We start from the raw sequence: 14,733 nt of genomic DNA, 5'->3' as shown, positions 1-14,733 counted from the left end.
ATCATCATGAAAAAATATAGCTACATCCTTACCGGATTAATGATTGGCCTTGCCGCTATGGCTTTTGTTAGGCCAAATAAACCTGCATTGCATACCATTGGCGATTCTACCGTTCGCAACTCCAATAAAGAAACCTGGGGCTGGGGAACACCCATCGCTGAACTTTTCGATACCACAAAAATCCACGTCGAAAACAATGCCATGGCTGGCCGGAGCACCCGTACTTACCTTTCAGAAGGTCGCTGGGATAAAGTTTTGGAAACATTAAAGCCCGGCGATTTCGTAACCATGCAGTTTGGCCATAACGATGGCAGCGCACCCGACACTACAAAAGCAGGGAGAAGAGGTGTTTTAAAAGGAACCGGCGAAGAAACCAAAGTTTTAACCTGGCCCGATGGGAAAGTAGAAACCGTGCATACCTATGGCTGGTATATCCGCAAATTTGTGCGCGAAACCAAAGCAAAAGGAGCTACGCCCATTGTTGTTTCCATGATTCCGCGAAACATTTTTAAAGATGGTAAAGTAGTACGTGCCAGTAACGATTTTGGCAAATGGGCAGCAGAAGTAGCCAAACAAGAAAATGCTTATTTCGTCGACCTGAATCAAATTACCGCCGATAAATACGACGCGCTTGGTCCGGATAAAGTGAAGTTATATTTCCCCGGCGATCATACCCATACTAATTTAGAAGGCGCAAAAGTGAATGCCCAATCGGTAGTGGAGGGAATTAAGTCGCTAAAGGATTGTGATTTGAAGAAGTATTTGCTTTGAAACAAAACCTCGCAGGTTTTTTAACGAACTTCAAATTAAACCTGCGAGGTTTATGTAAATAGATTTCTCCATTCCGCTACGCTTCAGTCGAAATGACGGTCCCAAATATCTGTGCAATCAATTAATCTGTGTAACCAAGCCCGAAGGGTGTAAACATTCAAAAATGAAATCAACTAAATGCCTATACCTCATTCTCTTAACCGCGTTCATTATTTTTTCTTCCTGCATTGTTTTAAAGCAGCAGGCTAAACCCACTTTATTTCTCATTGGCGATTCGACCGTAAAAAACGGAAAAGGCAAAGGCGATGGTTCTTTGTGGGGCTGGGGGAGTTTTATTGGCAATTTGTTCAATACCGATAAAATAACAGTCGAAAATGATGCCTTGGGTGGAACCAGCAGCCGTACTTTTCAAACCAATGGCCTTTGGGATGCTGTGCTGGTAAAAATTAAAAAAGGCGATTTCGTAATGATGCAGTTCGGGCATAACGACAGTAGTCCGCTAGATGATACTGCCCGGGCCCGCGGCACCATAAAAGGAATTGGTATGGAAAGCAAAGACACCTACAATCCCATTAAGAAAAAGCAGGAAACCGTTTATACCTATGGCTGGTACATGCGCAAATTTATTAACGATATTAAAGCCAAAGGTGCAACACCGATTATCTGTTCATCAATTCCGCGTAATCCGGTTAAGGATGATCAGGTTGTTTTAGCCAACGATAGTTATGCTACCTGGGCAGAAGAAGTGGCCAAAGCCGAAAAAATCGATTTTATTCCCTTAAACAAAATTATCAAAGATAAATACGCCGCTTTAAGTGCCACAGAAGTTAAAAGCTTTTTTACCGAGAAAGATCATACCCACACCAACGAGGCAGGTGCACAGTTAAATGCAGCAGCAGTAGTAGAAGGATTGAAGCTTTTAAAAAACAATAAGCTTAATCAGTACCTCAAATAACAACGAAGCAGGATACTACAGGATGCCTACATGCGATTATTGTCTTATTTTAACAGCCTAACCAAATACCTGCGGTACTAAACCGTTCTATTTATGCAGATACAGATTAACCGAATTCTTAAAATATTTATTTGCGTTGCTTTCATCGTTTTGAGCATTGCGCAAACCCATGCCCAAAGTATTTCGCTGGCGGGCAAGTGGCGTTTCAAAATTGATGCTAAAGATGAAGGCATAAAAGGGAAATGGTACTCAACTGTGCTTCCCGAAGCTATTCAGCTGCCCGGCTCAATGGCCGAAAATTTAAAAGGTGATGATATTACCCTCAAAACAAAATGGACAGGCAGTATATATGATAGTTCTTACTTTTTTCATCCACGTTTAGCCAAATATCGCAAAGCCGATAACCTTAAAATACCTTTTTGGCTCACACCGGCTAAGCATTATACTGGCGCGGCATGGTATCAGAAAGATGTAGAAATCCCAGCCAACTGGAAGGGTAAAAGGATGGTACTCTCTTTAGAATATCCCCATTCAGAAACACGGGTTTGGATAGATGATATGGAGATAGGCACCCAGTTTACTTTTGTGGTAGCCCAGAATTTTGAACTGCCCGCAAATTTAAAAGCCGGAAAACATACCATTACCTTGTTAATCGATAACCGCATTAAGGCAATAAATGTCGGGCAGGATTCGCACAGTTTAACCGATCATACCCAGGGCAACTGGAATGGTGTGGTAGGCAAAATGGAACTGGTGGCAGGCTCGCCTGTTTATTTTGAAGATATACAGGTTTATCCCGATTTGAAAAATAAATCGGCTAAAGTTAAAATTCAGCTTAAAGCCAATGCCAGTCAATCTGCTACCGGAAAAATTACACTTTCTGCTGCAACTTTCAATACCAAAAATGTAATCGAGGTTAAACCCGTAACAGCGCCCTACCAAATTACCAATGGCGAAGGTACATTGGAAATCAATTTGCCAATGGGCGATAAAATAGCCACCTGGGATGAGTTCGACCCGGCACTGTATCGTTTAACAGCTGCTTTGGTTTCGAAGGATGGTAAAAAGGACGAGAAAAAAGTACAGTTCGGGATGCGCGAGTTTAAGGCTGTAGGCAGATCTTTTGAAATAAACGGCAGACCGGTGTTTTTGCGTGGTACCGTAAACAATTGCGAATTTCCTTTAACGGGCTATCCTTCAATGGATGTTGCCGCCTGGATACGCATCTTTAAAATATCGAAAGCCCATGGTTTAAACCACATGCGTTTCCACTCCTGGTGTCCCCCCGAAGCCGCTTTTATTGCTGCAGATCAGATCGGATTTTACCTGCAACCCGAAGGACCAAGCTGGGCCAATCATGGATCATCAATCGGAGATGGTAAACCGATTGATCAGTTTATTTACGACGAAACCAACCGCATGACTAAAAACTATGGCAACTACGCCTCTTTTTGTATGATGGCCTATGGAAACGAGCCACGCGGCAGGCAGGTAGAGTACCTCACCAAATTTAATAATTACTGGAAAGCCAAAGATTCGAGAAGGTTGTACACAGGCGCATCGGTAGGCGGTAGCTGGCCGGTGATTCCGAACAACGAATTTATGGTGCGTGCAGGTGCCAGAGGGCTTGACTGGGGCAGGAAACCTGAAAGTATTTCAACCTATGCCAAACAGATTGAGCAGTTTACGGTGCCTTTTGTAGCACACGAAATGGGACAGTATTGTGCATTCCCGAATTTCGACGAAATAAAAAAATACACCGGGGTTTATCGCGCAAAGAATTTCGAAATGTTTCAGGAAGACCTTAAAGATCACGATATGGCCGATCAGGGGCACGACTTTTTAATGGCTTCGGGTAAATTACAGGCACTTTGCTATAAAAATGAAATCGAAAAAGCATTACGAACACCTAATTATAATGGTTATCAGCTTTTGTCTTTAAATGATTATCCGGGACAGGGCACCGCACTGGTTGGCGTTTTAGATGCTTTCTGGGACGAAAAAGGATATATCACAGCTAAAGAATTCAAGCGTTTTTCTAATAGTACCGTGCCTTTGTTAAAAGTTTCGAAATTTGTGTTTACCAATGCCGAAACCCTTGAGGCTGCGGTAGAAGTAGCGCATTTTGGCAAAGCACCTATTGAAAATGCAAAACTTTCCTGGACCGCAAAAGATGAAAGCGGTGCCCTTATTGCCAAGGGTAATTTCAGTCCTAAAACCTTAGCGGTAACCAACTGTATTGCTATCGGAGAGCTTAAAATTCCATTAAATACTATTACAAAAGCAACAAAACTCAAACTGGAAGTTACAGTTGATGGAACTGAGTTTGCCAACGACTGGAATTTCTGGGTTTATCCGGCGCAGCTGCCAGAGGTTAAAAGCGACGTATATTATTGTACCAGTTTAGATGATAAAGCCCAATCGGTTTTGGCCGCAGGTGGCAATGTTTTCCTCAACGCATCAGGCAAGGTGGTAAAAGGGAAGGAAGTGGTGCAAACTTTTTTACCTGTTTTTTGGAATACTTCCTGGTTTAAAATGCGCCCGCCTCATACTTTGGGCATTTTATGCGATCCAAAACATGCTGCTTTTAACAGTTTCCCAACCGATTTCCACAGCGATATGCAATGGTGGGAAATTGTAAACAAAGCGCAGGTAATGAACCTCGAAGATTTTCCAGCTGGCTTTAGGCCCATTGTACAGCCTATCGATACCTGGTTCTTAAACCGTCGCCTGGCGCTGGTTTTTGAAGCAAGGGTGGGTAAAGGAAAGCTGATTGTTTCGAGCGCGAACCTATCTCCCGATCTGAAAGAAGCTCCGGCAGCACAGCAACTTTATTTCAGCTTGCAGCAGTACATGTCGTCAAACCAGTTTAATCCAAAATATGAAGTTGCTTTTAGCACCGTGAAAGATATCTTCGAAACTCCGTCGAAAATTCAGTTCGATACCTTTACAAAAGATAGTCCGGATGAGTTAAAAGTTAAACCTAAAACCAAATAATTAAGATAAGCGAAATAACATGAAGAAATTTGTATTCAGCACCGCAGTAATATGCAGCATAGCCACCCAGATACTTTTCGCCCAGAAAATCCCGAATAAAAAAGAGGTTTTAAAGGTGTTAAAATCTACGAACGCTTATTTCATGAATAAGTGGCCCGATGCCGGCAAATCGATCATAACCAATAAGGAAAGACCAAGCAACATCTGGACAAGGGCTGTTTACTACGAAGGCCTGATGAACCTGTATAAAATTAATCCTGAGAAGGAATATTACGATTATGCTGTTCAATGGGGACAGAAACACAATTGGGGTTTAAGAAATGGTATTGCCACAAAAAATGCTGATGATCAGGCTTGTGGGCAAACTTACATTGACCTTTACCTGATTGATAAACAACCTGAGCGCATAAAAGATATCAAGGCTTCGATAGATCTGGTGATGCAATCGGGCAAAGTTAGCGACTGGACCTGGATTGATGCAATACAAATGGGTATGCCAGTGTTTGCTAAACTGGGCAAATTATACAACGATACCAGTTATTATAACTACATGTACAAAATGTACCTGCATTCGAAAAATACCGAAGGTGGTGGCTTGTACAATGCTAAAGACGGACTTTGGTGGCGCGATAAAGATTTTGTACCACCGTACAAAGAGCCAAACGGCGAAGATTGTTATTGGAGCAGGGGTAATGGATGGGTGGTTGCTGCCCTCGTACGCGTTTTGGAAATTATTCCTGCAAATGAACCACACCGCAACGAATATTTAAAAACATATCAGGAGATGATCAAAGCCCTTGTGCCTATTCAACGTGCCGATGGTTTTTGGAATGTGAGTTTGCACGACTCCACGCATTTTGGCGGCAAAGAAACCTCGGGAACAGCATTATTTACCTACGGTATGGCCTGGGGCGTAAACCAGGGTATTTTAGACAAGGCCACTTATTTGCCCATTATTACCAAAGCCTGGAATGCCATGAGCACAGAGGCCGTTCAAAAAAATGGTTTCATCGGTTACATGCAGGGCACAGGTAAAGAACCTAAAGATGGGCAGCCGGTAAGCTATACCAGTATGCCCGATTTTGAAGATTATGGTTTGGGCTGTTTTTTATTGGCCGGAACCGAAGTATATAAGCTTAAAAAGTAGGTAGCATGAATTTCAGAAATTTAGCGGGTTTATTGGTATTGATTTCCTTCTTTTTGCTGCCTGAACAAAGCAGGGCACAAAAAGCAGGTATCGCTGTTTCTGAAATTAACAGTGCTTTAGCTTTTCCTGTTGTTGATGACGAAAAACCGGCAGCCATTTATATTGATGCCAAGGATGCTGAAGTGGTTCATATTACCGCCGAGGCTTTTAAAGCTGATATTCAGTTGTTAACGGGGCAAACTGCTCAGGTTTTAAAGAATAACCCTGCTTTAACCGCTTATCCCATCATTATTGGTACAATGGGGCAGTCCTTTTATATCGATCAATTGGCCAAAGCAGGGAAAATCAACAGCGCCTGTTTATCTGGCAAGTGGGAAACCTTTTCTGTTTCGGTTGTCGAAAATCCGGTAAAAGGAGTGAAAAGAGCTTTGGTTATTGCTGGCAGCGATAGAAGGGGCACGGCTTATGGTGTTTTTCAGCTATCGCGGATGCTGGGCGTTTCGCCCCTTTGTTGGTGGGCAGATGTTAAACCGGAAACTAAAAAATCACTCTACGTAAAAGCCGGGCAGCCTTTGGTAGAATCGCCATCGGTTAAATACCGTGGCATTTTTATTAATGATGAAGACTGGGGCATCCAACCCTGGGCAGCTAAAATGATGGATACCGATGTAAAAGACATTGGCCCCAAAACCTACACCAAAATATTCGAATTGCTGCTCAGGCTAAAAGCCAACTACATCTGGCCGGGTATGCACCCTTCAACCAAGGCATTTTATTATTATGCCAATAATCCCGTAATGGCCGATAAATACGGAATTATTTTAGGCTCGAGTCACTGTGAACCCATGCTGCGCAACAATGTTTTTGAATGGGCGGAGAATTTTGAGCACGAATATGGCAAGAAACCGGGTGAGTGGCGTTACGACCTCAACAAAAATGAAATTGCAACTTATTGGACCGACCGCGTAAAACAGGCCAAAAATTACGAATCGGTTTATACCGTTGGGATGCGTGGTATCCACGATGGCAGTATGCCGGGACCAAAAGATAAAAATGAAAAGGTAAAACTGCTGGGCGAGGTAATTGCCGATCAGCGTGCCATTTTGAGCAAAAATATCACTAAACCCGTAAGTTCCATTCCACAAATTTTTTGTCCTTACAAAGAAGTACTGTCTTTATATCAGGCTGGCTTAAAACTACCTGATGATGTGACGATTGTTTGGGCGGATGATAATCACGGTTATATCCGTCAGCTTTCTAATTCCGAAGAGCAAAAACGATCGGGTGGGAGCGGTGTGTATTACCATATCTCGTACTGGGGGGCTCCGCAAGATTACCTTTGGCTTTCGTCTATTTCTCCATCGCTGATGGCTTACGAGTTAACGAAAGCCTATCAATACAAAGCCGACCGCCTTTGGGTAATTAATGTGGGCGATATTAAACCTGCAGAAATGGAAACCCAGTTTGCAATGGATCTGGCCTGGAATGTAGACCAATGGAAACCCGAGAACGCCGATCGATATGCCGAAAGCTGGGCAGCGGAAACCTTTGGTGCTGAATTTGCAAAACCAATTGCCGAAATAAAAGGAGTTTATTATCGCCTGGCGCAGGCTGCTAAACCTGAGCACATGGCCAGTGTTAATTTTACCGACGAAGAAGCAGATGAAAGACTAGCCGCTTACGAAAAGATTTATCAGCAGGCCAAAAGTTTACATGATCAAATTCCGGCCAGGTTAAAAGATGCTTATTTTGAGTTAATCCTTTATCCGGTTGAAGGGGCGATGCTGATGAACCAGAAAATTTTATACGCCAAAAAAAGCTTGGTCTTGGCTGCAAACGGAGATCAATCGGCTTTAAGCTATTCGAAAAAATCGAAAGCAGCTTTTGATCAGATTCAGGTAATTACCAAAAAATACAATAAAGAAATTGCAGGTGGCAAGTGGAATGGAATGATGAGCTGGAAACCACGTGATTTGGCCGTTTTTAAAATGCCCAAAGTAGCAGATACAGTAGCGCCACAGTCATCGGCCCCTAAAGCGAAAGCCGAAGATAAAATAACCGTTCGTGCAACTGAATATCTCGTAAAATCATCGCCGAAAGAACTTTCATTACAAATCCTTAAAGGACTCGGCTTGGGTGGCAATGGCATTTCTGTGCTTTCTTTTACATTTAAGCCTTTTAGCGAAAAAGACTTGCAAAATGCACCTTTTGTTAGCTATAACATTGATTTTAAAACGCAGGGCGAGCACCAGATTGAGGTGAAGTGTTTACCTACCCAGGGCGTTAATAGCGGTATAAAAGTGCGTTATGCCATTTCAGTTAATGATGATCAGCCTCAGGTAATTAATATTTCTCCGGCTTCAGAAAATAACATCTGGAAACAGAATGTATTGCAGGGTTACGCTTCGGGTATAACCAAGCATCAGGTAAATAAAACAGGTAAATCAACAGTTAAAATCTATATGCTCGATCCGGGATTGGTGCTTAACCAGTTGGAAATAAAATAATACAATGAAGAAACTTTTAGTCTTTGCCCTATCCTTAATTTTTGTCCTGTCTTTTGCCCAGGCGCAAAGCATAGGCGATTATAAATCCGGTTTTAAAAAAGCAGGAAATGTCATTTCTTTTTCTACCACCAAGGGTGAGGTGAAATTGGAATTCTGCACGCCAGAAATATTCCGCATCAGAACCAGCTGGAACGGTAAATTCGAAGCCGACGAAAACCTGATGGTAATTCAGTACAAATGGGACGATGTTAATTTTAAAGTTTCGGATAAGCAGGATCATTTTTTGCTTACTACCGCCAAACTGACTGTTAAATTGTATAAATCACCATTCAGGCTTGATGTTTATGATACAAAAGGTAAATTGTTATGCAGCGATGCGAACAGCGCAATAACTAAAGTAGATACCAGGGTTGGCGTAACCAAAAAACTGCAGGCTGACGAGCATTTCTTTGGCTTTGGCGAGCGCATGGATTTTATGGACCGCCGTTTCAAAAAAGTAACTTTAAATGTTGGCCGCGGTAAAGGTTTGCCACATGCCATCGGCGCTTACAACATATTGGAAGCCAATTATTGCCCGGTTCCGTTTTTTATGAGCACAAAAGGATATGGCATTTTTCTGCATAATTCTTTTGCTACCGAATGGGATATGGGGGCTTCGAAAAAAGACCAGTACAGCTTTAAGGCTGCTGATGGAGAATTGGATTATTATTTCATGTATGGACCAACTTTCCCTGCTATTTTAGATCACTATACCAGCATTACAGGTAAATCGCCAATGTTGCCACAGTTCGCCTTAGGCTTACATGCGGGTACTTATAGTGGCGGCACCTGGGGTTACGAAGCACAAACTTCCGATCATTACGTGGTTGAGCTGGCCAAAAAATACAGGTCGCTGGGGATTCCTGTTGATCTGCTTTGGCTCGATTCGACCTGGCGCTTATTTGGCGAAAACGGTGGAAAAGGTGCTACTTCTTTTGAGTGGAGGGAAACTTTTAAAGATCCAAAATCGATGTTCGATAGCATTTATGCCATGAACTATAAAATGGTAGGCTTGCACCTTCGTCCTAGGTTTGATAACGCAAAAAAACTAAACCTGTTAGATCAGGCCAGGGAAAAAGGTTATACCTATCCCGAAAATGGTAAACCGGGCGAATTTGTAAACTTTTTTGATGAAAAGGCCACAAAATGGTGGTGGGATAATGGCGTAATGCGCGTTGCAAAATTAGGCGCTAAATTCCTGAAAACAGATGAAGGAAGTGCTTTTGGTGCACTCGCCAACGAAAGTGAAAAAGTAGGGCCAACAGGAAAAGATGCAGAGCGCCTGCACAACCTTTTCCCGGTGGCTTATGCCAAAGCACCATTTTTGGAATTTGAAAAATTTAATGGCTTTAGGGGATTAAATCAAACCCGAGAAGGCTACTCGGGCATACAGCGTTACCCTTACATTTTTGCCGGCGATTGGCCCAGCGAGTGGCAATATTTTGCGCCCGTTATTAAGGCAGGTTTAAATGTAGGTTTATCAGGCGTAGGCTCGTGGGCGCATTGTATGGGCGGTTTTGAACATCAGGCCGATCCCGAATTGTATATCCGTTGGGTTCAGTTTGGTATGTTTAGTCCCATTGCACTGGTTTTTGGAATGGATCATCCCGGTTATAAAGAACCCTGGAAATATGGTGAAGATGCCCTGCGTAATTTTAAAAAATACGATCTGCTGCGCTACCGTTTATTTCCTTACCTCTACACCAGTATGCATCAGCAGTACCAAACAGGTTTACCGATGATGAGGGCTTTAGTGCTAAACTATCAGGATGACGAAAATGTGTACGAAATTGGCGATCAATATTTATTTGGCGATAATTTAATGGTTGCGCCCGTTACCACCAAAGGAGCCATTACCCGCTCAGTTTACCTGCCCGAAGGCACCTGGTTTAACTATTGGACAGGAGAGCAATACAATGGTAAAAGTTATCACCATGTTGTAGCGCCTTTAGATACCATTCCATTGTTTGTAAAAGCCGGCAGCATCATTCCGATGCAACCAGAAATGGCATACAGTGGCGAAAAACCAGTTGATGTAATTACTCTGGATATTTTTCCATACGGCGAATCTAAATATAACCTGTACGAAGATGATAATTTAAGTTCGGCCTATAAAAAAGGAAATTTTGCGCTAACTACGATTACTGCTTCGTTAAAATCGACAGGTTTTACACTCCAAGTGAATAAGCCTGCAGGGAATTTTAAAGCAACTAGCCATAAATACCTGGCTAAAATACATTGGACTGGAAAAACAGCGCCTAAAACCGTTACAGAAAACGGTACAGCGTTAAAAACAGAGAAAACTCCAAGTGCATTGGATAAAACAGGAGGCTGGTTTTACGATGCAAAGAACAAAATACTTTGGGTCAAATCTGTCGGAGATAACAGCACTGATTTGAATATTGTAGTAAATTAGGCTGGTTGGTTAATGTGGTTCGTGAGGACACGAACCACGGTAGCTGTGTCTCTGTGGTAAAAAAAGAATTGTGAAAAAAGTGTTCATGGGAGAATGAATCATGAAAGATGGATTAGTAAAAGGTCTTCGACAAGCTCAGACTGACAACTTATGTTGTTAATTTAACAGAAAAAACAGTTCTGTGCTTTCCGTGCCTCCGTGGCAAAAAGAGAAACTAAACCCTCGGTCTGTGTCCTCACAGACCGAAACGAGTGTTTGGATAGATGAAAATATATGGTTCTTGGGGACACGAACCACGGCGGAGAAGAAAAAGAAAACAACTTTATGCGCTCCGTGCCTTTGTGGTAATAAATAACGGTGAATTAACAATATTCGTGGCAACACGAACCAAAGAATAATAAATACAAGTAAACATGAAAATTGCATTTAAGATGAAACTTAAACCCGGTTTTGAAACAGAATATAAAAAGCGCCACGATAAGATCTGGCCAGAATTGGCAACTTTGTTAAAAGAAAATGGTATCAGCGACTACTCTATCTTTTTAGATGAAGAAACCAACACGCTCTTTGCTGTTCAACAGCAAAATGGCAGTTCCTCGCAAGATTTGGGCAGCACGCAGATTGTGCAAAAATGGTGGGCATACATGGCCGATATTATGGAAACCAATGCAGATCATTCCCCAAAAACATTCCCTTTAGAAATGGTATTCCATTTAGATTAAAATGATGCAATTACATAAATTCTTTCCTGTTCTGCTGCTTGGTACCTTAACTTTCGGGATAGCCAAAGCACAAAAACCAGTAAAAAATACAGGTGGCTGGCCTGTTATCGAAAAGCAAATGAAACCCTGGACCCGCTGGTGGTGGATGGGGAATGCAGTAGACAAGCAGAATTTAGATCTGGTTTTGAAAAAATATGCCGATGCTGGCCTTGGTGGGGTAGAAATTACACCTATTTACGGCGCTAAAGGCTTCGAAAAACAATACCTGCAGTTTTTATCGCCAGAGTGGATGAACATATTGCACTACACCGTAAACAAGGCAAATACTTTAGGCTTAGGGGTAGACATGAACACAGGCACCGGCTGGCCATTTGGTGGTCCGCAGATTAAGCCTGAAAATGCAGCAACTAAGCTAATTACACAGCAATATCAGCTTAAAGGAGGCGAGCAGTTAAACGAAGCCATTAAAGTTAAAGAAGCCAAACAGGATTTTGCACAGTTACAAGCTGTAACCGCTTATGGCGAAAATGGAGAAGTACTCAACCTACTTCCAAAAGTTGGGGAAGATGGAAAATTAAATTGGTCGCCTGGTAGTGGAAACTGGGATATTTATGCTGCCTTTGCAGGTAAAACCAGGCAAATGGTTAAGCGCGCCGCACCCGGGGGCGAGGGTTTTACTTTAGATCACCTGGATAAAAACGCTGTAAATGTTTACTTAAAAAGATTTTCGGATGCTTTTGCTGGAAAACCACAAGGCATCAGGTCGTTTTTTAACGATAGTTACGAGGTATACGGCGCCACCTGGACGCCCACTTTCTTAGAGGAATTTAAGAAAAACAGGGGTTACGATTTGGCCAGCTACCTTAAAGATTTAAGCAGCAAAGACTCTACCAGCGAAAACATAGCCCGTTTAAAATCCGATTACAGGGAGACTATGGACGAACTTTTGCTCCATAATTTTACCCAAAACTGGACCAATTGGGCACACGGCCTTCAATCGAAAACCAAAAACCAATCGCATGGCTCGCCGGGCAACCTGCTCGATTTATATGGGGCCGTAGATATTCCGGAAACAGAAACCTTTGGTTCGAGCTATTTTCCTATTCCGGGCCTGAGGCGCGATGCCGGAGATATCCGGAACGTAGATCCCGACCCAATGATGTGTAAGTTTGCCTCGTCGGCTGCGCATACGGGCGGTAAAAAACTAGCTTCTTCCGAAACGTTCACCTGGCTGACCGAACATTTTAAAACATCCTTTTCTCAGTGCAAACCCGAAGCCGAGCAATTGTTTTTGGCAGGGATTAACCATATTTTTTATCACGGAACTACCAATTCGCCAAGCAATGCCCCATGGCCCGGATGGCTTTTTTATGCTTCGGTAGAAATGAATCCGAACAACAGTTTGTGGCCGCAGGCCCAGGGCTTAAACAATTATATTGCCCGTTGTCAGTCTATCCTTCAATCGGGTAAGCCAGATAACGAACTGTTAATTTATTGGCCAATTTACGATGTATGGAACAAAGCCAAAGGCTTGGATATGGCTTTAAAAGTTCACGATGTTGATGATTGGTTACATCCAACGGCCTTTTATCAACTATCGAAAGCGCTGTCCAAATCGGGCTATTCTTTCGATTTTGCATCCGATAGGTTACTTAAACAAGCTACCGTTAAGCAGGCATTGATCAGTACCAACGCCCAAGCCGCTCCATATCAGGTACTCATTGTTCCGCAGTGCGAAATGATGAGTCCAGAAACTTTAGATAAAATGATCCAACTGGCCAGTAACGGCGCGAAAGTAGTTTTTCAGGCATTGCCTAAAGATGTTCCGGGCTTAAATAATATAGATGTCCGCAGGGCACAGCTTAAAGCTAGCTTGGCTAAATTAACTTTTATTGATGGCCCAAATGGTATTAAACAGTTTAAAATTGGCACGGGCTTAATTTTGTTGACGGATGATGTGCAACAGGCTTTAAGCACAATAGCCCTTAAGCGCGAAACTTTAACCGATTCGGGATTGCAGTTTATCAGAAGAAATACAGCCACTGGCAAATATTACTATTTGGTTAACCACACTGCAAAGGATATTGATACCGATTTAACTTTGAATACGGTAGGACAGGTTTTAATGATGGACCCGCAAACTACGGCGGTGGGTTTGGCAGCGGTAAAAAACGGAAAAGTGCGTGTGCAGCTTAAATCAGGAGAAAGTTTGTTTTTAAGGGTGGCGCATAATGTAGCCGCCAACAGTGCATGGGTTTATTTGAACAAAGCAGAGAAAGCCATCCATCTTAACCAGCCTTGGGCTTTACACTTTACCGAAGGCGGACCATCGCTTCCAGCTGATCAGACATTGGACAAACTGGTAAGCTGGACGACTTTAAACGATCCTAAGCTACAGGCTTTTTCTGGAACCGGAGTTTATACTTCTAGTTTTAACCTCGATTCCAAAACGGCTAAAGAATACCTGCTCAACTTAAATCAGGTTGATGAGAGTGCGAAGGTGTGGATTAATGGTCAGGAAGTAGGTATTTTATGGAGCATTCCTTTTCAGGCCCGTGTAGGCAAATATTTAAAAATAGGTAAGAATACGATTAAAATTGAAGTGGTAAATTTAATGGCCAACCGCATCCGCGATATGGACCAAAAGAAGATCGAGTGGAGAAACTACCATGAAATCAATTTTGTAAACATCAACTATAAGGATTTTGATGCTTCGCAATGGAATGTAATGCCTTCGGGTTTAATTGGGCCGGTTATGATTACACCATTTAACTAATTCGTAAAAGCATTAAGGTGGGGCGGAAATAATTAACCATAGAAGGAACATAAGGTCATCAAATCTTATATGCTCATTTATGCATTAAATGGTAAAAATATAAGTAGGTGATATGATGTTGTTAATAAAATCTGTGTCCTTTTTCCGTGTGATCAGCTGGCCCTCGCGCCATTTTCCCGCAGATACAAAAAGATAAAAGCCGCAGATTTTCGCAGATGCAGGTGAGATAATCTAAAAACAATGCATTAAGATTCCCGCCTGTGCAGGAATGACGGCTAAATTTAAAAATCTGCAAACGATGGTGTTAAATATTGCCGCTTAAGTCAGTACGGTTAACAGCTCAGGTCTTGCTCATATCCATGAATTAAATGCTAAAATAATTTAATAAACACATCGTGAGGCT

Annotated in this window: 8 protein-coding genes; all 8 read left to right on the top strand. The window is 42.4% G+C overall.

All coding sequences use genetic code 11. The features are described 5' to 3' along the window. Positions 1 to 6 precede the first annotated feature (6 nt). The 8 genes from ACS5PU_RS20320 to ACS5PU_RS20285 all read left to right on the top strand — a co-directional run bounded on the left by ACS5PU_RS20320 (position 7) and on the right by ACS5PU_RS20285 (position 14,330). Positions 7 to 771: a rhamnogalacturonan acetylesterase gene (locus ACS5PU_RS20320; RefSeq protein ID WP_439460998.1), complete on the top strand. Its 765-nt coding sequence runs from the start codon at positions 7 to 9 to the stop codon at positions 769 to 771. Positions 772 to 934: 163 nt separating this feature from the next. Beyond that, complete coding sequence (locus ACS5PU_RS20315) at positions 935 to 1,726, top strand: rhamnogalacturonan acetylesterase (protein WP_439460997.1); 792 nt, start codon at positions 935 to 937, stop codon at positions 1,724 to 1,726. 93 nt (positions 1,727 to 1,819) lie between these two features. Beyond that, positions 1,820 to 4,723: an exo-beta-1,4-galactosidase gene (locus tag ACS5PU_RS20310; protein ID WP_439460996.1), complete on the top strand. Its 2,904-nt coding sequence runs from the start codon at positions 1,820 to 1,822 to the stop codon at positions 4,721 to 4,723. Between the two features lie 19 nt (positions 4,724 to 4,742). Beyond that, a complete protein-coding gene (locus tag ACS5PU_RS20305) occupies positions 4,743 to 5,870 on the top strand; it encodes a glycoside hydrolase family 88/105 protein (protein ID WP_439460995.1) in 1,128 nt (375 codons plus the stop codon). A 5-nt stretch (positions 5,871 to 5,875) separates the two neighbouring features. Continuing rightward, positions 5,876 to 8,377 (top strand): glycosyl hydrolase 115 family protein, encoded by a 2,502-nt coding sequence (locus ACS5PU_RS20300; RefSeq protein ID WP_439460994.1) that lies wholly within the window; start codon positions 5,876 to 5,878, stop codon positions 8,375 to 8,377. A 4-nt stretch (positions 8,378 to 8,381) separates the two neighbouring features. Continuing rightward, complete coding sequence (locus ACS5PU_RS20295) at positions 8,382 to 10,832, top strand: glycoside hydrolase family 31 protein (protein WP_439460993.1); 2,451 nt, start codon at positions 8,382 to 8,384, stop codon at positions 10,830 to 10,832. A 413-nt stretch (positions 10,833 to 11,245) separates the two neighbouring features. After that, positions 11,246 to 11,554 (top strand): L-rhamnose mutarotase, encoded by a 309-nt coding sequence (rhaM, locus tag ACS5PU_RS20290; protein WP_439460992.1) that lies wholly within the window; start codon positions 11,246 to 11,248, stop codon positions 11,552 to 11,554. Position 11,555: 1 nt separating this feature from the next. Further along, positions 11,556 to 14,330, top strand: coding sequence for a glycosyl hydrolase (locus ACS5PU_RS20285; RefSeq protein ID WP_439460991.1), 2,775 nt, complete (start codon positions 11,556 to 11,558; stop codon positions 14,328 to 14,330). Positions 14,331 to 14,733: the final 403 nt, after the last annotated feature.

The organism is Pedobacter sp. GSP4 (genome assembly GCF_051857575.1).
In the GTDB taxonomy this organism is placed as follows: Bacteria; Bacteroidota; Bacteroidia; order Sphingobacteriales; family Sphingobacteriaceae; genus Pedobacter.
This window is presented reverse-complemented; position numbering and strand designations above follow the sequence as displayed.